The sequence below is a fragment of the Bradyrhizobium commune genome, assembly GCF_015624505.1.
Taxonomy (GTDB): domain Bacteria; phylum Pseudomonadota; class Alphaproteobacteria; order Rhizobiales; family Xanthobacteraceae; genus Bradyrhizobium; species Bradyrhizobium commune.
Map to the genome: position 1 here is coordinate 4,230,528 of NZ_CP061379.1, position 21,546 is coordinate 4,252,073.

At 65.0% G+C, this 21,546-nt stretch carries 17 protein-coding genes; 9 read left to right on the forward strand and 8 right to left on the reverse strand.

Annotated features, from left to right (window positions below; genetic code table 11):
* Positions 1-4 precede the first annotated feature (4 nt).
* The gene (locus IC761_RS19895) at positions 5-1,012 is read left to right on the forward strand and encodes a Na+-dependent transporter (RefSeq protein ID WP_195804712.1); all 1,008 of its coding nucleotides are present in this window, start codon (positions 5-7) and stop codon (positions 1,010-1,012) included.
* Between the two features lie 24 nt (positions 1,013-1,036).
* Here IC761_RS19895 and IC761_RS19900 read toward each other — a convergent pair whose 3' ends face one another.
* From IC761_RS19900 to IC761_RS19910, 3 genes are all read right to left on the reverse strand, one after another.
* The gene (locus IC761_RS19900) at positions 1,037-1,573 is read right to left on the reverse strand and encodes a hypothetical protein (protein ID WP_246791280.1); all 537 of its coding nucleotides are present in this window, start codon (positions 1,571-1,573) and stop codon (positions 1,037-1,039) included.
* A 51-nt stretch (positions 1,574-1,624) separates the two neighbouring features.
* Entirely contained in the window at positions 1,625-2,113 is a 489-nt protein-coding gene (locus IC761_RS19905; protein WP_195798346.1) for a hypothetical protein, read from the reverse strand.
* A gap of 145 nt (positions 2,114-2,258) precedes the next feature.
* Entirely contained in the window at positions 2,259-3,197 is a 939-nt protein-coding gene (locus IC761_RS19910) for a GlxA family transcriptional regulator (RefSeq protein ID WP_195798347.1), read from the reverse strand.
* A 91-nt stretch (positions 3,198-3,288) separates the two neighbouring features.
* Between IC761_RS19910 and IC761_RS19915 the strand changes: the two genes are divergently transcribed.
* Complete coding sequence (locus IC761_RS19915; RefSeq protein ID WP_195798348.1) at positions 3,289-3,975, forward strand: DJ-1/PfpI family protein; 687 nt, start codon at positions 3,289-3,291, stop codon at positions 3,973-3,975.
* Between the two features lie 335 nt (positions 3,976-4,310).
* Here IC761_RS19915 and IC761_RS19920 read toward each other — a convergent pair whose 3' ends face one another.
* Entirely contained in the window at positions 4,311-4,718 is a 408-nt protein-coding gene (locus tag IC761_RS19920) for an NADH:ubiquinone oxidoreductase subunit NDUFA12 (RefSeq protein ID WP_195798349.1), read from the reverse strand.
* A 245-nt stretch (positions 4,719-4,963) separates the two neighbouring features.
* Here IC761_RS19920 and IC761_RS19925 point away from each other — a divergent pair, with 245 nt between their 5' ends.
* The gene (locus IC761_RS19925) at positions 4,964-5,554 is read left to right on the forward strand and encodes a BA14K family protein (protein ID WP_195798350.1); all 591 of its coding nucleotides are present in this window, start codon (positions 4,964-4,966) and stop codon (positions 5,552-5,554) included.
* Between the two features lie 38 nt (positions 5,555-5,592).
* Here IC761_RS19925 and IC761_RS19930 read toward each other — a convergent pair whose 3' ends face one another.
* The 3 genes from IC761_RS19930 to IC761_RS19940 form a co-directional block, all read right to left on the reverse strand.
* Positions 5,593-5,796 carry a hypothetical protein gene (locus tag IC761_RS19930; RefSeq protein ID WP_195798351.1) on the reverse strand — a complete coding sequence of 68 codons (204 nt, stop codon included), beginning with the start codon at positions 5,794-5,796 and terminating at the stop codon, positions 5,593-5,595.
* Positions 5,797-5,853: 57 nt separating this feature from the next.
* The gene (locus IC761_RS19935) at positions 5,854-6,993 is read right to left on the reverse strand and encodes a helix-turn-helix transcriptional regulator (protein ID WP_195798352.1); all 1,140 of its coding nucleotides are present in this window, start codon (positions 6,991-6,993) and stop codon (positions 5,854-5,856) included.
* Positions 6,994-7,221: 228 nt separating this feature from the next.
* Positions 7,222-7,485, reverse strand: coding sequence for a hypothetical protein (locus IC761_RS19940; protein WP_195798353.1), 264 nt, complete (start codon positions 7,483-7,485; stop codon positions 7,222-7,224).
* 365 nt (positions 7,486-7,850) lie between these two features.
* On the opposite strand from IC761_RS19940, the gene IC761_RS19945 reads away from it, so the two are divergent.
* The 5 genes from IC761_RS19945 (at position 7,851) to IC761_RS19965 (ending at position 16,057) form a co-directional block, all read left to right on the forward strand.
* Positions 7,851-10,631, forward strand: coding sequence for an autotransporter outer membrane beta-barrel domain-containing protein (locus IC761_RS19945; protein WP_246791281.1), 2,781 nt, complete (start codon positions 7,851-7,853; stop codon positions 10,629-10,631).
* A 145-nt stretch (positions 10,632-10,776) separates the two neighbouring features.
* A complete protein-coding gene (locus tag IC761_RS19950) occupies positions 10,777-11,916 on the forward strand; it encodes a helix-turn-helix transcriptional regulator (protein WP_195798354.1) in 1,140 nt (379 codons plus the stop codon).
* A 35-nt stretch (positions 11,917-11,951) separates the two neighbouring features.
* The gene (locus IC761_RS19955) at positions 11,952-13,097 is read left to right on the forward strand and encodes a helix-turn-helix transcriptional regulator (protein ID WP_195798355.1); all 1,146 of its coding nucleotides are present in this window, start codon (positions 11,952-11,954) and stop codon (positions 13,095-13,097) included.
* A gap of 291 nt (positions 13,098-13,388) precedes the next feature.
* On the forward strand, positions 13,389-13,811 hold the full coding sequence (locus tag IC761_RS19960) for a response regulator (protein WP_195798356.1): 423 nt from the start codon (positions 13,389-13,391) through the stop codon (positions 13,809-13,811).
* A complete protein-coding gene (locus IC761_RS19965; RefSeq protein WP_195798357.1) occupies positions 13,808-16,057 on the forward strand; it encodes a CHASE3 domain-containing protein in 2,250 nt (749 codons plus the stop codon). The genes IC761_RS19960 and IC761_RS19965 overlap by 4 nt, the downstream gene beginning before the upstream one ends.
* Here IC761_RS19965 and IC761_RS19970 read toward each other — a convergent pair.
* Positions 16,054-16,950, reverse strand: a complete 897-nt coding sequence (locus IC761_RS19970; protein ID WP_195798358.1) for a DMT family transporter — start codon at positions 16,948-16,950, stop codon at positions 16,054-16,056. The genes IC761_RS19965 and IC761_RS19970 overlap by 4 nt on opposite strands.
* A 769-nt stretch (positions 16,951-17,719) precedes the next feature.
* Between IC761_RS19970 and IC761_RS19975 the strand changes: the two genes are divergently transcribed.
* On the forward strand, positions 17,720-21,493 hold the full coding sequence (locus IC761_RS19975; RefSeq protein WP_195798359.1) for a vitamin B12-dependent ribonucleotide reductase: 3,774 nt from the start codon (positions 17,720-17,722) through the stop codon (positions 21,491-21,493).
* Positions 21,494-21,546 lie beyond the last annotated feature (53 nt).

Genomic DNA, 21,546 nt, shown 5'->3' on the forward strand with positions numbered 1-21,546 from the left:
GCCTATGCCTTCCGGTCTTCGAACTCTCTTCGCCATCCCCGTCCGCGGCCTCACCTGGCTCGGCAGCCAGGGCACGCGCGCAGTGGCAGCCGTCGTGTTCATCGCACTGGCGGTGCCGCCGCTCGGTGCGCTGTTGCGGCCCTACGTCACCGAGGCGATCCTCGGCCTGCTCTGCATCTCCTTCATGCGGGTCGATCTTGCCGCGCTCTACAGCCATCTGCGCCGTCCGGCGCTGGTGGCGACTGCCACGGCCTGGACCACGATCGGCGTGCCGCTGATCGTCGGGCTGATCGCGCATGTGACCGGGCTTACTGACCGCGCGCCCGGCCTGTCGCTCGCGCTGATGCTCCAGAGCATGGCCTCGCCGATGATGGCAGCACCTGCGCTCGCGGCGCTGATGGGCCTCGACGCCACGCTCGTGCTGGTCACGCTGGTGACGGCAACCGCGGTCGTGCCCTTCACCGCGTCGCTGTTCGCGAGCCTCTTCCTTAACGGCATGCTCAGCATCTCGCCGCTGACGCTCGGACTAAAACTGCTCGGCATCCTGGCAGTATCGCTGCTTGCGGCAACCACCATCCGCTGGCTGTTCGGGGCCGACGCAATCCAGCGCCACAAGCCGCCGATCGACGGCTTCAACATCATCATCCTCTTCATCTTCGCGTCCGCTATCATGGGCGACGTCGCGCACGATTTCGTCGCCGATCCCGGCTTCGCGATCGGCATCGCGGCGCTCGCCTTTGCGGTCTATTTCACGCTGCTTGCGGTGACGACGCTGCTGTTCCGCCGCATCGGCTATGAGCGCGCGCTGGCGCTCGGGCTGATGGTGTCACAGCGCAATCTCGGCCTGATGCTGGCCGCAACCGCCGGCGCGCTGCCCCCGACCACCTGGCTCTATTTCGCGCTGACGCAGTTTCCGATCCACCTTGCGCCCTACATGCTGACGCCGATCGCGCGGCGGCTGACGGCGCGGGCGGATGCGACCAGCGCGGTGGCTACACCTGGGACGGGTTGACGAACGATATCGGCGTTGACGGAATTATGAGGTATTTCTGTCGTGCGCAAAGCGCTCGACAAGCTCAGACCAGAACGGAATGTATTTGATCTGCGCGGGCCAAGGCCTGCTGTTCCCGCCGGTGAACTCTCTTTCGAAATAATCGTTTAGATTGGCACCGTAGTAGATTGTATCGATGCCATAGATGGAAAAGACGGGATTGCCTGCCTCGTGCGGCTGCTCCGGCAAATAGCGGTGAGCAATCAACGGAATTAGTTTCGGCGCCCGGGAAATTATCTCTCGAAGCTTCTCTTCCCGGGCTCGTGCAGTGGAAGGCCACTGTCCCCATTCCGACCACCACAGCCGTCCGTCCTCCATAGAGTGACGAAGACCTTCAAAGGGCCAGTCCAGGGCTCGTCTTATCGCGCGCTCGTCTGTCCAATCGTGTCCTTGCACCGGCCGCTTTCGCCTCAGGAGCGCAACTAAGTCGGGAGGAAACACCAAGCCAAATCGACGTTGCGCCTTGTCCAGCTCAGACTGCGAATAGCCCTTGGTCCAACGAACCGTGTCGTTGCCTGACACTCCTACTCCCCCTATCTCTCCCGCTCACAAATGAGGCCACGTCTTCAAACGTCAAATGCAGTGCTCAGAAGACATGATTTCGGGCTTCAACCCGATTTCATAATGCAGCACCTTCTGATCTCGAGTCTGGAATATGATCGCACGCTTGTGGTCGGGATTCTCCACCACGATCCAATACTGTGGAGGGGGTTCCGGTTCAGTGACGCCCCGCTTGGCACGCTCTTTTGCCATTTCCGCTAGTTCCTCTTTGCTGAAGCGGAAATCAGGCGCCAGCTCCTTGCGGACCCTCCCGTAGGCGCGGCGGATATCGGCCTCTGTTGAGCCAACTCCGATTCCGCTACTGTCGACAATGTTTGGATCGGGCCGCTGCTCCTTCGGAAGAAACACTGTCATGACGGTAATCTTTCCGTCGATGACAACATAAGACAGCGCCTCTTCCTTGCCGTCGGCCCGCCCCGTCACGTAGCAGTCCTTCGAGAAAGGCGCGTCCGCAGACCGCAGCTTTGCGTTCAACGCGCGCTCGGCTTGCTGAACGGTCATTCCCAATTCGACCGGTCCCACGCCTCGCCACGACAGACCCTGAGCGTTGGCAGAGATTGGCGTCAATGCAATCATGCTCAGCCCAAGGATCCAACGTCGCATCGCTCGCCCCTTCATTCTGTCTGCTCGGATCGATGAGTGCACGCTACCCCGCCCGCGCCGCGCGGCGCAGCGCTTGCGGGGGCTGGCCGAAGGCGCGGATGAAGGCGCGACGCATGCGTTCGGGATCGCGGAAGCCGGTCGCTTCTGCAACGAGCTCGATCGCCTCGCGCGAGGACTGCACGCGCTCGCGCGCCACCTCGATGCGCAACCGCTCGATCGCCTTTGACGGCGTCGTGCCGGTCTCAGCAGTAAAGGCGCGGGCGAAATGCCGCGCGCTCATGCCGGCGCGGTCGGCGAGATCTTCCACCGTCAGCGGCGCGTCGAGATTTTCCCGCGCCCAGGACAACAGCGCGCCGAACCGCCCGTTCGACGCCTTCAATTCCAGCAGCGATGAGAACTGCGACTGGCCGCCGCTGCGGCGATGGTAGAGCACGAGCTGGCGCGCGGTCTGCTGCGCGATGTCCTCGCCATGATCCTCGGTGACCATCGCAAGCGCGAGGTCGATGCCGGCGCTGATGCCGGCCGAGGTCCAGATCTGGCCGTCGCGGGTGAAAATCTGGTCGGGCTCGAACTTCACCTTCGGATAGCGCGCCACGAATTCGCGCGTGCGGCCCCAATGCGTGGTGGCGCGGCGGCCGTCGAGCAGCCCCGCCTCGGCGAGCACAAAGGCGCCCGAGCAGACGCTGGCGACGCGCACGCCGCGCTTGGCCAGCCGCTGCACGAAGGCGCGCGTCACCTCGCATCGCGCAGCATGCGCCACGCCCGCCCCGCCCGCGATGACCAGCGTCGTGATCGCATTCGCCGCCTTGAAATCGCGCGCCACCATCTCGACGCCGGACGAGCTGCGCACCGCGCCCGCCTTCAATGCCAGCACGCGAAGCGCGAGCGGCTTGCCGCTGGCGCGCGCTGCGATCTCGAACACCGAGATTGGACCGGCCGCATCGAGCAGCTGGAAGTCCGGGAAGATCAGGATGCCGATCATGGTTATGTCCGAAAGTGAGGGAATTATGCCATTTAGGACGGAAGGGCATCATGCCATTCTACGCCCGTCAAGCCCTTCCTTGGAGGTTCCCGTGTCGACACCGCTCCAGATCGGTCTTTTGGTGTTTCCCCGCGTCACCCAGCTCGACTTCACCGGGCCCTTGCAGGTGTTCGCCGCCGTGCCCGGCGCGACGCTGCATCTGATCTGGAAGCGGATCGAGCCGGTGCCGAGCGATTCCGTGCTGACGCTGACGCCGACCATGACGTTCGCCGATTGCCCGCAACTCGACGTGATCTGCGTGCCCGGCGGCCGCGGCACCGATGACCTGCTCAATGACGAAGAGGTGCTCGATTTTCTGCGCACGCAGGCCGAGGGCGCAAAGTACGTCACCTCGGTCTGTACGGGATCGCTGGCGCTCGGCGCCGCCGGCCTATTGAAGGGCTACCGCGCCGCGACCCATTGGAGCGCCATGGAGATGCTCGGCCAATTCGGTGCGACGCCGACCAAGACGCGCGTCTGCGTCGACCGCAACCGCGTCACCGGCGGCGGTGTCACCGCTGGGATCGATTTCGCACTGACATTGGTGTCGATCCTAATCGACCGCGCCACGGCGGAGGCGATCCAGCTCGGAATTGAATACAATCCGGCGCCGCCGTTCAATTCCGGCTCGCCCGACACCGCGCCGGCCGAGGTCCTTGCTTCGGTCAGGGCGCGCATCGCGCCCTTGCAGCCCTACCGCCTCGATGCCGTCAAGCGCGCGGCTGAACGCGTGACATAGAGAGCCCCAACAGAAAAAGGCCGCCCGGTTTCCCGAGCGGCCTTTCCTGTCTCACGGCGGCGCACATTCTCATCGGGCGATTTCGGAGCTTCCAGACCGGGGGCCTATCTCCCGATCGAGTCCTTCCTCGGCGGCCGCTGCATTTCGGGACAGTCGCGAACTGTTGCCCGAACCGAACGCGATGGTTTCCCATCTCCGTAAGATGGGATCATTGAGCCGCATCGCTCGCGCAGGCGCAACGGCGGCACGCGCGGCGTCCCCACTGTTCCCGTTGTCCACAGCGGCATCAAGCGGATGCGGATGCATCCAACCGGAGTGACGGAAGTTCGCGGCGCTTAGCCAGGCGTCCAGGGCTGGTAGTCGCCGGTCGCCTTGGGGCGCTTGCCGCTGCCGAGCGTCGAGCCGGGCGGCCGGTAGGCGTTGGGCGTGCCGGTCGGGTTCGGCTGGTGCGGCTTCTCCCACTCGCGCGGCTGGTATCTCGCTTCGGTCGGCGCCACGTCGACGACGTGATGCATCCAGCCGTGCCAACCCGTCGGGATCCGGCTGGCTTCGGCGTAACCGTTATAGATCACCCAGCGCCGCTCGAAGCCGAGCGCCGGATCGATCTTGCCGCCGCGGGTGCGATAATAGCGGTTGCCCTTCTCGTCCTCGCCGACCAGCTCTCCGAACCGCGAGGTCCAGAGTTGCGTGCCAAAGGTCTGGCCGTTCCACCAGGTGAAGAGCTTGAGGAAGAATTGTTTCATGCGGCAAGGGCCCTGCTTCGTGAGGTCCTGATGCCATCCGGCCGGCCAAATGTCCAGTTCGCCCGGCGCGGCCGTGCCTCACGCCAAACGGGGGCACGGAGGCGCTAGGCCGCCGTAAATCGGGCGCGATCCGTTCATGCCGCGTACAGCAGCAAAGTGGAATTCTGCTCCTTACACGCACAGCAGCGTGATCCCCGGAACCCCTGCCGTTTCAACGGGTTTGCTTCCGGGAAAGGAGTTTTGACATGAACACTCTGAAAGTCTTGAGCGCCGCAGCAGCGTTGGCACTGGCTCTGCCGATGGCGACACCGAGCTTCGCACAGGGCCATGGCGGTCACGGCGGTGGTGGCGGCGGCCACTTCGGCGGTGGTGGCGGAGCTCACTTCAGTGGCGGCGGCGCGCATATCGGCGGCTTTGCCGGCGGCGCCCGGATCGGTGGCGGCAATTTCGCGGCCGCGCGTCCGAGCGGTGGAGCCGTCTTTAACGGTGGCGGCGGCGGTCGCAGCTTCGCTGCCGCCGGCAACAATTGGAATGGCGGTGGCGGCAATTGGCACGGCGGCGGCTGGCACCGCCGCGGCGGCGGCTTCTGGCCGGGCGTCGCAGCCGGTGCCGCGATCGGCGCGCTGGGCTCGTCCTACGCCTATTATGGTGGCCCGTATTACGGCGATCCCGACTACTATGCTGACGACAGCTACTATGACACGGGCCCGTCGGTTGCCGTGGTGCCCGACAGCGGTGGCGATTCGGCGGCCTATTGCGCGCAGCAATACCGGTCCTATGACCCCGCCTCCGGCACCTATCTCGGCTATGACGGCCTGCGGCATCCCTGCCCGTAAGGTCGCCTGATAATCTTGATCAGGGGTGGCGCCGGCGACTACCGGCGCCGCCCTCGCGTTCTGACCACGCCGCCGCAATTCTCTAGCTTGCAATACAGCTCGAGCCAGCGCCGCTCGCGCGCCGTCAGCGGCTCGCCTTCGAACGACCAGGCCGGCATCCCCTCCGCATCGAGCGGCGCCATCGCGTCGAGCCGTTCGAACTCGGCCAGCTCATCCGCCGTCGGACGCATGGCGTCGGGCACATCCACGCATCTGAGATGACTTGCGAGATGGCTTGGCTCGGCTGACGGGCTTTGGCATCACCGTCCCGAATCCATATCGCCGATCCGCACGCTGCCGATCGCCGCGATCAGCCCGGCGAGCTCGGCCTGACGTCCGGTCCCGGTCTTGGCAAAGACACGACGCAGATGCGTCTTGATGGTGTTCGGCGACAGGCCGAGCGACTGCGCGGTCTCGTGGATCGCATGGCCCGATGACGCTGCGAGCGCGACGCGCGCCTCGGCATGGGTCAGACCGTAGGCATCCATGATCTGTCCGAGCGGAATCGAGCGCCGATTGGCCGGGTCGATCGCAAACAGCAGCACCGCCGCGTCCTTCACGCCCGCATCCGACAGCCGTCCGAGATCCTTGCTGCGGATCGCGGAGACGAGAATTGTGAAGAGCCTGCCATCGAGGATGCGCGGAAGGCTCATGGTGCCGCCGGCCCCGCCCTGGAGCGCCGCGCGGATCAGCTCGTTGAGCCGCTGCGAATGCGCCGGCGAATAGGTGCCGATCGACTGATGCAGCCGAAGCGATCCCTCTTCCGTCATGCTTCGCGCGGTCGCATTGGCAAACAGCACGCGCGCCTTGCGGTCGAGCATGATGACGCCATCGGCGAGCCGGTCGAGGACATTGAATGCCGCTTGCTGCATGGCCAAATAGCCGTCAATCCGAAATCCAAGCGTCACCGACCGGCACAGGTGCGGCGACAACCATTCCAGGAGCCGCTGTTCGTCGGGATCGAACGGCCCCCGCTGGACGCTGCGACACATGTTGAAGGCAGCGCGAAAATCGTCACGCGCCGCCAGCGCCATCATTCCGTTGTGTCCGATCGCCTGCGGCCGCAGCACCTCGTCGTAGAACGCCGATTGCTGGAGTTCCGACAGCGAGACCGCTTCGTCGGACAGCACCAGCCGTCCGGTCGGCTGGGTCTCCATGTGGAGCGACCACGGATTCCGCATGTGCCGCTCCTGATAGGCGCGGTTGCACTCCTCGTTCAGACGTCCGTTGAAATCGAAATAAATGCGCTGGGCGGCGTAGGATTGACCGAACAGGATGCCGCCCTCGCTGTGCGTCAGATCGGCGATCGACGTCAGCGCATGCGGCCACAGATCATTGTCGGCCGCCGCGTCATAGATCAGGTCGAGAACCGTCTCGATCTTGTCGCTGGCGAAATTCATCACGCTTCCCCGCTCGAGCCGGCCAACCACTGATTGTTGGCACAATCTAAGGAGGCATTATGATGATACCGCGACTTTCGCTATGGCGCCTCACCCGATCGGGTGAGGGCTCGCTTGCGACTCCTCACAAATTCATTTCCGGCCTCCTTTCGTCTTCGCGATCACGTAGCCCGTAACACGGGCTGCAATGCCTTTTGTCTGTGCACATTTGTCTGTGCAATCGATCAATCAGAAAACACTGCGCTTGGACTTCCCGCCCGGCATTGAAGACGTCGGCAAATCGCCCGCCGCATCGATGCCGGCCGGTTGCTGTTGTGCCACCGTCGTCATGCTTCGGTCGTGAACCCAGAAGCCGGCGAACAGCGTCGCGAGAACGATCGCGTAAAGCGCGAAGGAACGGCGCGCCCATCGCCGGTACGTCGAGCGATCTTCCTTACTCAGCTCCTGCACATCCTTCAACGAACGCAGTCCATGAAGCGCGAGTTTCGTCATTCTCGAACCTCCTATACGAGCCGATGCGCCAGCACGCATCCGCCTGCGAGCGACGGTTCGGCAATACGTCAGCTTGAGATTGCGCGTCATCATCCGCCTGGGTGAGGCGCGCGTAGCTCGCTGCAATTTTCCCTGAGTCCGCGCGCCCCATCGGGAGCGCAGCATGCGCGGAGACGTCATAGTCCCTGTGTCGTCTCGCGTCGCTCGAGCCGACTGTGTCGCGCGCGCCACGGTTGCGGCGGAAGTGGTTCGCCCTCACCCGGGTGGGCGACGCGGTGTCTGCAACCGTTCGGTATTCACATGCCGAAACGTCTGCGAACGAGTCGAAATAGTTCGCGGCGAATTGCAAGACACTGGAATGAGCGATGCCACAGTCGTGCCGTGACGCTACAACGGGCCGCAGGCGCGGCGAATTCACCCGCTGGTTCGCAGGCTCGCTGATGCTGACAGCCATGCTGCTGGGGGGATCGTCGGCCTGGGCCGACTGCACGCCCGCATCGGCCAACAACGTCACCGCCACTTGTACCGGCGCTACCGTCAATCAGGGCGCCGGAGCGCCCGGCACCAGCGCTGGCGTCAGCGGCTATGGCGCCGGAGAAACCGGCATCACGGTCGATGTGAGCAACGGCGCGAGCGTCACCGGCAACGCGAATGCCAACTCCGACGGGATCGTCTTCAACAGCGGCACCATCAACAACGGCGCGGGCGCAAGCATCACCGGCACGAAATACGGATTGGATTTCGACACCGCGCATGTCACCAACTCGGGAACGATCACGGGCTCGACCCTGGGTGGCATGACGGTCGGCACCAGCGCGACGATCACGAACACCTCGGGCGGAACGATCACGGGCAGTGCCTACGGCATCGGTGCCTCTTCCGCAACGATCGGCGTGACCAACGACGGAACCATCAGCGGCACCACGAATTTCGGCATCATCGCCGGGACCGCGACCGTCACGAACAACGCAGGCGCGAGCATCACGGGTCCCATCTTCGGCATTGAAGCGGTGAACACCGCGACCGTGACCAATTCGGGCACGATTGCCGCCAGCGCACCAGGTGGCGGCGTCGGCGTCGGCGCCAACAGCGTGAGCGTTACCAACAACGCCAGCGGAACCATCACAGGCGGACTCTACGCGATTAATTCCAACGCTGGCGGGTCGGTGGTTAACACCGGCACCATCAGTGGGACGAGCGCTGCAATCAACCTCCTCGGCGGCAATTCATCCGTCTTCAACGCCGGGACCATCACAGTGACCGGCGGTCTGTTCGCGATCGTGTTCAGCGGCAGCGGCAACACGCTGACCCTGGCGCCGGGCTCGGTCATCACGGGCAGCGTGATCGGCGGCGGCAATGACACATTCCAGCTGGGCGGCACTGGAGCAGCTAATTTCGACGCTTCGCTGCTTGGCCCGGCGCAATATGGCGGCTTCAGCACGTTCAACAAGGTCGGCGATTCAACATGGACCCTGACGGGCTCCAGCGTGTTCGCCGGAGCGATGAACATCAATGCCGGCACGCTGCTCGTCAACGGTGACATCACCGGCGCAAGCACGACCACCGTGAACGCCGGCGGCACGCTCGGCGGCACCGGCACGGTCAACAACGTGGTCGTCAATGGCGGCGTGCTCGCGCCAGGCAACGGCATTGGCACGCTGACGGTCTGGCACGGGCTCTCCTTTACCGCCGCCTCGACTTATATGGTTCAGGTCTCGCCCTCCAGCGCGGACCGTACCAATGTCTCCGGCTCCGCAACGCTCGGCGGTGCGACCGTGCAGGCGGTGTTCGCACCCGGAAGCTACGTTGCAAGGCAATACACGATCCTGAACGCCAGCGCCGGTGTCAGCGGCACGTTCGGCGCGCTCGTCAACGCCGCACTGCCGCTCAACTTCAGCTCGAGCCTGAGCTATGACGCCAACAACGTCTACCTCAACCTGACCCTGAACTATGCTCTCGACAGTCTGAGCACGAACCAGCGAAACGTTGCCAACACGCTTACGAATTTCTTCAATGCGAATGGCAGCATTTCCGCCGTTTACGGCACCTTGACGGCCTCAGGCCTCACCCAGGCCTCCGGCGAAGCCGCGACCGGCAGCCAGCAGGCGACATTCAATGCCATGAACCAGTTCATGGGTGTCCTCACCGATCCGTTCGTCGCAGGACGCGGCGATCCCACAACGTCCGCCGGCACCTCATCCTTCGCGGCCGGGAATGGCGGAAGCACAGCAACCCGGGCCGAGCGCGACGCCTACGCCGCGATCTTCACCAAGGCCCCCGTCGCGCAGGTCTACGATCCTCGCTGGAGCGTGTGGGCCGCAGGCTTCGGCGGTGCGCAGACGACGGACGGAAATGCAGCACTCGGCAGCAACACCGCGACGAGCAGCCTCGCCGGCGTCGCCGTCGGCGCAGACTATCGCTTCACCCCCGATACGGTCGCCGGCTTCGCGCTCGCCGGCGGCGGGACCAGCTTCTCCGTGGATAATAGCGGCTATGGGCGATCCGACCTGTTCCAGGCCGGCGCGTTCGTGCGCCACAAATCCGGGCCGGCTTATGTCTCCGCCGCACTCGCCTACGGCTTTCAGGACATTACCACCGATCGCATCGTGACCATCGCCGGGGTCGACCGGCTGCATGCCGCGTTCAATGCGAATGCCTATTCGGGCCGCATCGAGGGCGGCTATCGGTTCGTGACACAATGGCTCGGTGGCGTCGGCCTCGCGCCCTACGGCGCGGCTCAATTCACCACCTTCGACCTGCCCGCCTACGCAGAGCAGGCGCTGGTGGGAACGCCCGCCTTTGCACTTGCCTACACTGCAAAGAGTGTCACCGACAGCCGCAGCGAGCTCGGCGCGCGCGGCGACAAGTCGTACGCCCTGGCCAACGCGATGCTGACGTTGCGCGGCCGCCTCGCCTGGGCCCACGACTTCAATGCCGACCGCTCGATCGGCGCGACGTTCCAGGCGCTGCCGGGCGCAAGCTTCGTCGTCAACGGCGCGGCGCAGCCGCACGACTCCGCGCTGACGACTGCGTCCGCCGAGCTGCGATGGATGAATGGCTGGTCCGCCGCCGCCACGTTCGAAGGCGAATTCGCCGACACGCTGCGCAGCTATGCCGGCAAGGGCGTCGTGCGTTATTCCTGGTGAATACCCGAGGGATCGGCGACCGGACGTGTCCGCGTCGCGGAACCCGTATCGTTGCGTGACGTAGGGCGGAAATTTTGAGCAACGAACTGTCACCCGCCTGGGTTATACTTTGGGTTGAGCGCGCACTCTTGCGGAGCATCAGTCCTTGGAAGCCGAATTGCTCGATCTGATCTACGGCGCGGTCGCTGATCCGGATCGGTGGCCGGATGTCCTGATCGGCGTGTCCGATCATCTCGGCGCGCTCGGCGGCATGATGGTTCACGTCCCAGCACCGTCGAGCAGGAAACCGCCGATCCAGATCCTGGGGCGGCTGCCCGAAGAGCCTAACGTCCTGTTTCGCGAACGCCATCTATGGAATCCGTGGACGGTGGCCGTCGCGAAGGTTCCATTCGGCAAGGCGGTCAGCGCCAATTCGCTCATCGAGCCCGGCACGATCGAGAAGACCGAATTCTATGCCGATGTCGTTGCACCCTGGGATTACGCTGACATCCTGAACCTTCCGCACAGATCGCTCGCGGGAGACGGCGGCACCGGCGGCGTCGGCTTCTGTCTGTCGACCCGTGGCACCGAACGCGTCGCCGCGCGGGTGCGGGAATTGCAGCGGCTTGCGCCCCATCTCTGCCGCGCACTGGATGCTTCGCTTCTGCTGGCGAGCCACGGTGATGGCCGGCGGCAATTGTCTGTCATGCTCGACCTCATGCCGAACGCGGCCTTGTTGCTCGACGGGCGCGGCACCATCACGCAGACCAACGCGGCCGCGGACACGCTGCTGCGGCAGTCCGACGGCATCGCCGTCGATGCCGGATTGCAACTTGTTTCTACCTTGCCGGTCGATCGCCAGCCGCTTGCGCGCGCGCTGAGGGATGCGCTCGCGGTCGCGGCGGGATCCGCTATCGGCCTCTCGGCACCGGTGCGTATCAGTCGCCGGTCCGGCGCGGCCCCCCTGCTGGTGCTGCCGGTGCCGCTGCCGCGACCGTCCTTTGCATTCTGGGAGCTGGCGGCACCCGCCCGCGTGCTCGTCGTCATCGTCGATCCCGCAGCGAAGTCACGCGCCACTGCCTCGGCGATCCAGACTGCTTTTGGTCTCACCGACGCGGAAGCCCGCGTCGCGCGTCTGCTCACGAGCGGCGTTGCCGGCGCGCAGATGCCGGCGATGCTCGGCGTCAGCCGAGCGACGATCAAGACCCATCTGCGCCGCTGCTTCGAGAAGACGGGAACCCATTCGCAGGTCGAGCTGGTGCGTCTGTTCGCGATGTTTCCGCCAGCCACCGCTCGCGATCACTAGCTGGGTCGACGCATGATCGTGTGGGAGGTTCGTCCTTGGAAGCCGAACTGCTCGATCTGATCTATGGCGCGGTCGCTGCGCCCGAACGTTGGGCGGACGTGCTGGTCGGCGTGTCCGACCATCTGGGCGCGCTTGGCGGCATGCTCGCCTATGTCCCGCCGCGCGGAAGCAAGCTGCCGGCGACGCAAATCCTCGGCCGGCTGCCGGAGGAGCCCTCCGCGATCTTCCGCGCGCATTACCCCTGGAATCCCTGGACCGAGGCCGTCACAAAAGTGCCGTTCGGCAAGGCCGTCAGCGCCAATTCCCTGGTCGAGCCCGGTTCCATCCATAAGACCGCATTCTATGCCGACGTGCTGGCTCCCTGGGGGCATGAGGATATCCTGGATATCAACTACAGGGGCTTCGCTGTCGACGGCAGTGTCGGCGGCTTCGGCTTTTGCATCTCGGGGCGCGGCACCGATCAGGTGGCGCAACGTGTTCGCCTGCTCGATCGCCTTAGTCCGCATCTCTGCCGCGCCCTCGACGCCTCGCTCCTGCTCGGCAGCCGCACGGACGGGCAACGGCAATTGTCCGCCATCCTCGATCTGATGCCGAACGCCGCCCTGCTGCTCGACCGCCATGGCCGCATCATGCAAACCAACACCGCCGCCGAGGAATTGCTGCGCGGATCGGACGGCATCGCCTTCGATGCCGATGGCAGCCTCCAGCTCACCTCCGCGCTGCCTGGCGAGCGGCAGGCGCTGTCGCGCGCGCTGAAGGACGCGCTTGTCGTGGCCTCCGGCCTCGGCACGGCTCTCGCCGAGCCCGTGCGCGTCAGCCGTCCCTCCGGTGCAGCGCCGTTGCTGGTTGTGGCCGTGCCGCTGCCGCTTCCGTCCTCTCCATTCTTGGAGCTCGCGGCGCAGGCGCGTGTCGTGGTGGTGATCGTCGATCCCGCCGCGAAATCGCGTGCCATGGTCTCGGCCATTCAGGCGGCCTATGGCCTCACCGCGGCGGAGGCACGCGTGGCCCTGCTGCTCGCGAGCGGCGTTGCCGGCGCGCAAATTCCGGCGACGCTCGGCGTGAGCCCGGCGACGATCAAGACTCACTTGCGCCATTGCTTCGAGAAGACCGGGACCCATTCGCAGCTCGAGCTGTCGCGCCTGTTCGCGATGTTTCCGCCGACCGATGTCGCCGGGCGATGAGCAAGCGACCTTGACGTGAGCAGTCTTGATACGAGCAGCCTTGACGTGAGCAGCTTTGGCTCGTCCGCGCGATTTGCCTCAACCTTTCATTGAAAACCGATGAAATTCACCTGCCCGATCGCGTGCCGCGACCGGCAAATCGGCAACGCGCCTGCCAACAAGTGGGAACTTGAGTCCCGGCATATGCATGGCTCCGTGCATATCTACCTTGATCCATTCCAAAATTGACCCGACACACGATTCGCGGATATCACCAATCGCTGTGGGGACTTCGATCTACTGGGAAATGTCATGCCGCGTATCCTCGTGGTGGACGACGATCCGATGGTCGGCGCGACCATCGAGGTTCTCCTGCAACGTCAGGGCTTCGACGTCACGCTGGCCGACGGCGGCGAAGCCGGGCTCGCTGCGCTGGAGGCGCAGGCCTATGACGTGATGCTGGTCGACATCTTCATGCCGCACATGCGCGGCTTTGAATCCATTCGCATCTTTCACGAGCGTGCGCCGGCTGTTCCGCTGATTGCGATGTCCGGCTACGCCTTCGCCTCGTCCGCCTCGCCCTCCCCGGATTTCCTGCGCATGGCGCTGGAGCTCGGCGCGGCGCGCTGCCTGCGCAAGCCGTTCACACCGGATGCGCTGCTGACCACGATCAGAGAATGTCTCGCTGGCCTGGATGGGAACGTCCCGGATAAGGACAAGAAAGAGGCCCCTTGATCCCATCGCAGCGTATCCTTCTCGGTGCCGGACTTGCCATCCTCCTGCTCATCACCGCCGCCTCGATCGGCCTGGACGTCAAGTCGCGGTCCGACGCCGCCTCTGTCAATCACACCGTCGAGGTGCTGAAGAAGATCTCTGACGTGCTCCTTCTGGCTCGCCGCGCAGAGAGCGCGGTGCGCGGCTACGATATTTACGGCACCGCGGGCTTCGTCGACGAATTCCAGGCGGCGCGCAGCCGGATCGCACCGGCGCTGGCCGATCTCAAGCTCGCAGTCCGCGACAATGCCGAGCAGACGGCGCTGATGGAGGCCACGGCGCCGCTCGTCGTCCGCCGCATCGAGGTCGCGGCCGAAGCGATTCGACTGCGCTCGAGCGGCGATACCGACGCCTTCAACGCGCTGCGAGACCGCGCCGAGGGGCGCGGCCTGATGGAGGCGCTGACCGCCAATCTGGAACGGCTGGCGGCGGGCGAGGAGAAACTGCTGGCCAGCCGCGAAGCGGACTCGCGCCGCACCGGCATCGTGCTGCTCGGCATCGACCTGATCGGCGCGCTGGTGATCCTGCTGCTCGTCGCCATGCTGTTGCGCGAGAGCCGGCGCGCGACCGTGCAGCTCCAGAGCTCGCTGGACGAGACGCAGGCCGCCAAGGAGGTGCTGGAGGCCGCCGTCGCCGAGCGCACGGAGCACCTCGTTGCCGCCCATGACGAGCTGCGCCTGTCGATCAACGTGCTCCAGAGCACCTTCCGCAGCATGGCGGAGGCCGTGCTGGTCATCGACAACGAGTCGAACGTGCTGTTGTCCAATCCGGCCGCCGAGCGCATGCTGCTGCATCGCGCCGGGACCAACCTGCGCAATTTGCGCGCGATGTCCGACGTCTTTCACGGCGACGGCGTCACGCCGCTCAAGCCCGAGGAGCTGCCCTCGGCGCGCGTGCTGCGCGGCGACGGCTTCGAGGAGCTCGAGATGATCGTCCGCCCGCATGACGGCGGTCAGGCGCGGCATCTCATGATCAGCGGCCGGCCGATGCGCGATGCGCACGGCGCGATCTCCGGCGCCGCGCTGGTCTATCATGACGCCACCACCTCGCGCGAGATCGAGCGGCAATTGTACCAGTCGCAGAAGCTCGATTCCATCGGCAAGCTGACCGGCGGCGTCGCGCACGACTTCAACAACATGCTGACGGTGATCTCGGGCAACACCGAGACGCTGGTCGCGCAGCTGAAGGGGCAGCCCGAGCTCCAGCGCGTGGCGCGACTGATCGACGATGCCGCAGAGCGCTGCGCCGAGCTGATCCAGCATCTGCTCGCCTTTGCGCGCAAGCAGCCGCTGCAGCCGCGCGACGTCGAGATCAACGCCGCCATCGCCGACATCGCAAAACTGCTGCGTCCCACCCTCGGCGAGCAGATCCAGATCGAAACGGTGCTCGAGGCGGGTCCGATGTCCTCGCATATCGACCCGTCCAGGCTCACCAACGCCGTGCTGAACATGGCGATCAATGCCCGCGACGCCATGCCGAACGGCGGCAAGCTCTTGCTCGAGACCCGTCGGGTCGAGCTGGACGAAGCCTATGCGCAGGCCAATGCGGATGTGCGGCCGGGCCCCTACGTCATGCTCGCGGTCAGCGACACCGGCATCGGCATGCCGCCCGATGTCCAGGAGAAGGCGTTCGAGCCGTTCTTCACCACAAAGGAAATCGGCAAAGGCTCGGGCCTCGGCCTGTCCATGGTTTACGGCTTCGTCAAGCAATCCGGCGGCCACATCAAGATCTACAGCGAGGCAGGCCACGGCACCACGATCAAGCTCTATCTGCCGCCGGGCGCCGGCATGGTCGAGGTGGCGACTGCCGCCGCGCCGCAGGCCGAAGGCGGCGCCGAGACCATCTTCGTGGTCGAGGACGATCCGCTGGTGCGCAACTTCGTCACCGCGCAGCTCCAGAGCCTCGGCTACAAAACGATCGCCGCCGCCGACAGCAAGACTGCGCTGCAATTGATCGAGGGCGGCCAGGCCTTCGATCTGCTGTTCACCGACGTCGTCATCCCCGGCGGCATGAGCGGGCGCGAGCTCGCCGAGAAGGTCGCAAAGATGCGCCCCGGCGCGAAGGTGCTCTACACGTCGGGCTATACCGACAACGCCATCGTCCACCACGGCAAGCTCGACGACGGCGTGATGTTGCTGACCAAGCCCTATCGCCGCAACCAGCTCGCCGAGATGATCCGGAAGGCGCTGAACGGCAGGACAAGCTAACGCGTCGCCAGCAGCACCGCGGCGAGCGTAAAGATCAGCGCGGCGATCTGGCCTGCCCCGAGCGGCTCGTGCAGCGCGATTGCGGACGCGACGACGCCGATCACCGGCACCGCCATGGTGCCGATCGCCGCGACCGAGGCCGGCAGGCGCGAGAGTGCGGCGAACCAGCTGACATAGGCGATGCAGAACTGCACAACGGTCGAATAGACCAGCAGCGCCCAGCCGATCGGCGTCACCAGATCCAGATGCGAGGTCTCGAGCGCGAGGCCGGCAATCGCGACCGGCAGGCAGCCGAGGCCGATCTGCCAGGCGGCCGCCGTGATCGGCGGCAGCTTGATCGGGTATTTCTTCAACAGCACGGTGCCGAGCGCGAAGCCGGCGGCGCCTGCGAGCGCCATGATGATGCCCGGCAGCTTTTCCTCGCTGGCGGCAAAGCCGTTGCCGCCCATGATGGAGGCGAGCCCGGCAAAGGCCATCACCAGCGCGATGGTGCGCAGCACCGTCGGCCGCTCGCCGAGCACGGGCCAGGCGATCAGCGCAGCCCAGACCGGCATGGTGTAGGCGATCAGCGCCGCCTCGCTCGCCGGCAGCCAGAGCAGCGCCAGTCCCATCAGCACCATCCAGCCGGTGACGTTGAGGATGGCAGCGACCACGAGCCGTGGCCAGATTTCGGACGCGACCTTGAGGCTGTCGCCGCGGACCAGCGCCAGCGCGGCCAGCAGCGCGGCGCCGAGCACGCCGGTGACCCCGCGCAAGGTTAAAGGCGGCAGCTCGGCGAGCAGGAATTTCGTCACCGGCCAATTAAAGCCCCAGCCGATCGAGGTGATGGCGAGGAACATCAGCCCGGCCGGGGCGATGCGCGGCCGCAGGCCCGGTTTGGTCGAATCAAGCATGGGGGTCGTCCGGCGAAATCAGGCGTCAGCTTGGCGCGGATTCGCTGGCTCCACCACCACCTCGGCGGGCATGCCTGCCCTCACGGTCCGTACCACTACGTGAGTCCTCGTGAGGCAACCCCGGCGCCCAAAAATATAACGGCCCTGTGAACAGCGGGATGAAGGGTCCGTATCGTCACGGGATGCAAATTTTTTCGGTTGGGAATCCCTGAGGACTCACTGATACTTGCCTCCACAACAGGCGCGGGCTGGCCCCCTGTTATCCCCCGCAATCCACCATATTTAGTATTTGATTCAGGAACTCGCACTAGTTCTTGACGGGCGCAACGGAGAGTCCTAGCTTTCGGTCCGTTCGGCGCGAGTGTGTTTGCGTCCCGCCGGCACTCCCCCAAAGGGTCCGCAGAACGACACTCCGCCAGGCCAGACAAAGGCAGCGGGATGAGGGCTTGTCTGCCCTCGAGAAGCGGATTTTTCGGGCGCCAGAACGGGCCGGCAACAGGCTCGAATGGCATCGGTAGACGTTGTGACGTTGCGGGGCGTTTGAACGCATGTCGGGCTCATCCCCTTGGGGGCGGATGGACCTGGACATGCCGGCGGGATGAGAGGTGCACGCACCGACCATCGCGCCGGGAGAAACTGGGCCGGAAACCACCGGCTGAACTGCGAAGCCTTAAGGCCGAAGGCCCGGGAGGAGTCGCGTGAGAACAATGATACCCGGCACGCTTCCAACGAGGGGCGGGTCCGGTCAAAATAAGGACGGGGCAAGACAATGCGGATTGAGCGGCGCCATACCACCACTGGACAGTCACCCTATGCGGGAATCGAATTCCGGCTGACCACGTCGGAGATCAGGAATCCCGACGGCTCGGTCGTGTTTAAAATGGACGGCGTCGAGGTCCCGATCGAATGGTCGCAGGTCGCCTCCGACGTGCTGGCCCAGAAATATTTCCGCAAGGCCGGCGTCGCCGCGCGCCTGAAGAAGGTCGAGGAGGAGTCCGTCCCCTCGTTCCTGTGGCGCTCCGTGCCCGACACCGAGGCGCTTAGCCAGCTGCCCGAGAAAGAGCGCTATGTCAGCGAGCTCAGCGCAAAACAGGTGTTCGACCGCCTCGCCGGCTGCTGGACCTATTGGGGCTGGAAGGGCAAGTACTTCTCCTCCGACGAGGACGCGCAGACGTTCTACGACGAGCTCCGCTACATGCTCGCCATGCAGATGGTCGCGCCGAACTCGCCGCAATGGTTCAACACCGGCCTGCACTGGGCCTATGGCATCGACGGCCCCGGCCAGGGCCATTATTACGTCGACCCCTTCACGGCCAAGCTGACCAAGTCCAAATCGGCCTATGAGCATCCGCAGCCGCACGCCTGCTTCATCCAGGGCGTCGGTGACGACCTCGTCAACGAAGGCGGCATCATGGACCTCTGGGTCCGCGAAGCCCGCCTGTTCAAGTACGGCTCCGGCACCGGCTCGAACTTCTCCCGCCTGCGCGGCGAAGGCGAAAAGCTCTCCGGCGGCGGCCGCTCGTCCGGCCTGATGAGCTTCCTCAAGATCGGCGACCGCGCGGCCGGCGCCATCAAGAGTGGCGGCACCACGCGCCGCGCCGCCAAGATGGTCGTGGTCGACGTCGATCACCCCGACATCGAGACCTATATCGACTGGAAGGTGAAGGAGGAGCAGAAGGTCGCAGCTCTCGTCACGGGATCCAAGATCAACCAGAAGCATCTCAAGGCGGTGCTGAAGGCCTGCGTCAACTGCGAAGGCTCGGGCGACGACTGCTTCGACCCCGAGAAGAACCCGGCGCTCCGCCGCGAGATCAAGCTCGCGCGCCGCAGCCTCGTGCCTGACAACTACATCAAGCGGGTGATCCAGTTCGCAAAACAGGGCTACAAGGACATCCAGTTCGACGTCTACGACACCGACTGGGATTCGGAAGCCTATCTCACGGTGTCCGGCCAGAACTCCAACAACTCGGTGTCGCTGAAGGACGATTTCCTGCGCGCCGTCGAAACCGACGGCGACTGGAACCTGAACGCCCGCACCTCCAAGAAGGTGACGAAGACGCTTCGTGCGCGCGACCTCTGGGAAAAAATCGGCTACGCCGCCTGGGCGTCGGCCGACCCGGGCCTGCACTTCAACACCACGATGAACGACTGGCACACCTGCAAGGCGTCCGGCGACATCCGCGCCTCCAATCCGTGCTCGGAATACATGTTCCTGGACGACACGGCGTGCAACCTCGCCTCGGCGAACCTGCTCACGTTCTACAATACGTCGACAAAACAGTTCGACGTCGCCGGCTACGAGCACCTCTGCCAGCTCTGGACCATCGTGCTCGAAATCTCCGTCATGATGGCGCAGTTCCCGTCGCGCGCGATCGCCGAGCTCTCCTACGAGTTCCGCACGCTCGGCCTGGGCTATGCCAATATCGGCGGCCTCTTGATGACCATGGGTCTCTCTTATGACAGCAAGGAGGGCCGTGCGCTCTGCGGCGCGCTGACCGCTGTGATGACCGGCATCACCTACAAGACCTCGGCCGAGATCGCGGCCGAGCTCGGCACCTTCCCCGGCTACAAGAAGAACGCCGCGCACATGCTACGCGTGATCCGCAACCACCGCCGCGCCGCGCATGGCGAGACCAGCGGTTACGAGGCGCTCAGCGTCAACCCGGTGCCGCTCGACCACGCCTCCTGCCCGCAACAGGACATCGTCGCCCATGCCAAGGCGGCCTGGGATGCGGCGCTCGAGCTCGGCGAGAAGCACGGCTATCGCAACGCCCAGACCACGGTGATCGCGCCGACCGGCACGATCGGCCTGGTCATGGATTGCGACACCACCGGCATCGAACCCGACTTCGCACTTGTAAAATTCAAGAAGCTCGCGGGCGGCGGCTACTTCAAGATCATCAACCGCGCGGTGCCCGCGGCGCTGCGCGCGCTCGGCTATCGCGAAGCTGATATCGCGGAGATCGAGGCCTATGCCGTCGGCCACGGCTCGCTCTCCAACGCCCCCGGCATCAACGCCTCGACGCTGAAGGCCAAGGGCTTTACCGACGACGCCATCGCCAAGGTCGAAAAGGCGCTGCCGACGGCCTTCGACATCAAGTTCGCCTTCAACAAGTGGACCTTTGGCGAGGACTTCATTCGCGATCAGCTCGGCATCGGCGCCGAGGCGATCGCGGCTCCCGGCTTCGACCTGCTCCAGGCCGTGGGCTTCACCAAGCGCGAGATCGAGGCGGCCAACGTCCACATCTGCGGCGCGATGACGGTGGAAGGCGCTCCGCACCTCAAGGCCGAGCACTACGCGGTGTTCGACTGCGCCAATCCCTGCGGCAAGATCGGCAAGCGTTACCTGTCGGTCGAGAGCCACATCCGCATGATGGCGGCAGCGCAACCCTTCATCTCGGGTGCGATCTCTAAGACCATCAACATGCCGAACGACGCGACTGTAGAGGACTGCAAGTCCGCTTATATGCTGTCGTGGAAACTGGCCTTGAAAGCCAACGCGCTCTATCGCGACGGCTCCAAGCTCAGCCAGCCGCTCAACTCGCAGCTCATCAGCGATGATGAGGACGAGGACGATGCGGTCGAGAGCCTCTACGAGAAGCCGATGGCCGCACGCGCGACCCAGGTCTCGGAGAAGATCGTCGAGAAGCTGGTCGAGCGCATCGTCGTGATGCGCGAGCGCGAGAAGATGCCGGATCGCCGCAAGGGCTACACCCAGAAGGCGGTCGTCGGCGGCCACAAGGTCTATCTGAGAACCGGCGAATATGACGACGGCCGCATCGGCGAGATCTTCATCGACATGCACAAGGAGGGTGCGGCGCTGCGCTCCTTCATCAACAACTTCGCCATCGCGGTGTCGCTCGGCCTGCAATACGGCGTGCCGCTCGACGAATATGTCGACGCCTTCACCTTCACCCGCTTCGAGCCGGCGGGCCCCGTGCAGGGCAACGACAGCATCAAGTACGCGACCTCGATCCTCGACTACGTCTTCCGCGAGCTGGCGGTGAGCTACCTCTCGCGCTTCGACCTCGCCCATGTCGATCCCAGCGAGACCGGCTTTGACGCGCTCGGCAAGGGCGTCGAGGAAGGCAAGGAGCCGGACGACGAGCACGGCGGCCACCACGCGACCAAGCTGGTCTCGCGCGGCCTCACCCGCTCCCGCACCGACAACCTCGTCGTGATGCGCGGCGGCTCGGCCGCGATCGCGCAAGGCAACGACAGCGCGCCTGCCGGCGGCAGCCGCGTCACCTCGCTCGCCGCCCACGGTGCCTCGGCCCGTGTCGGCGACGCCCTCGAAGGCGCAGTTGCCTTGAAGCAGGAAGCCAACCACGATCTCTCGCCCACCGAGAAGCTCGAGGCGCTCCAGTGGAGCAAGGCCGGCGCCGCGCAGCAAGCAGCCCCCAGCAAGGCCGAGCGCCGCGCGGAAGCGAAAGCAAAGGGCTACGAAGGCGAGATGTGCGGCGAGTGCGGCAACTTCACGCTGGTGCGGAACGGGACGTGCATGAAGTGCGACACGTGTGGTTCAACGACTGGTTGCTCTTAGAGTGGAAATGCCCGGGGTTCGCCCCGGGCATTTTCTAAAGGCGCAAGGAGTTA

Excerpts from the sequence above, each read along its gene's own strand:
- IC761_RS19935 (WP_195798352.1), bottom strand. The coding sequence starts at position 6,993 with ATGAATTTCGCCAGCGACAAGATCGAGACGGTTCTCGACCTGATCTAT.
- IC761_RS19975 (WP_195798359.1), top strand. The coding sequence starts at position 17,720 with ATGCGGATTGAGCGGCGCCATACCACCACTGGACAGTCACCCTATGCG.
- IC761_RS19940 (WP_195798353.1), bottom strand. The coding sequence starts at position 7,485 with ATGACGAAACTCGCGCTTCATGGACTGCGTTCGTTGAAGGATGTGCAG.
- IC761_RS19910 (WP_195798347.1), bottom strand. The coding sequence starts at position 3,197 with ATGATCGGCATCCTGATCTTCCCGGACTTCCAGCTGCTCGATGCGGCC.
- IC761_RS19960 (WP_195798356.1), top strand. The coding sequence starts at position 13,389 with ATGCCGCGTATCCTCGTGGTGGACGACGATCCGATGGTCGGCGCGACC.
- IC761_RS19920 (WP_195798349.1), bottom strand. The coding sequence starts at position 4,718 with ATGAAACAATTCTTCCTCAAGCTCTTCACCTGGTGGAACGGCCAGACC.
- IC761_RS19905 (WP_195798346.1), bottom strand. The coding sequence starts at position 2,113 with ATGACCGTTCAGCAAGCCGAGCGCGCGTTGAACGCAAAGCTGCGGTCT.
- IC761_RS19945 (WP_246791281.1), top strand. The coding sequence starts at position 7,851 with ATGCCACAGTCGTGCCGTGACGCTACAACGGGCCGCAGGCGCGGCGAA.
- IC761_RS19970 (WP_195798358.1), bottom strand. The coding sequence starts at position 16,950 with ATGCTTGATTCGACCAAACCGGGCCTGCGGCCGCGCATCGCCCCGGCC.
- IC761_RS19925 (WP_195798350.1), top strand. The coding sequence starts at position 4,964 with ATGAACACTCTGAAAGTCTTGAGCGCCGCAGCAGCGTTGGCACTGGCT.
- IC761_RS19895 (WP_195804712.1), top strand. The coding sequence starts at position 5 with ATGCCTTCCGGTCTTCGAACTCTCTTCGCCATCCCCGTCCGCGGCCTC.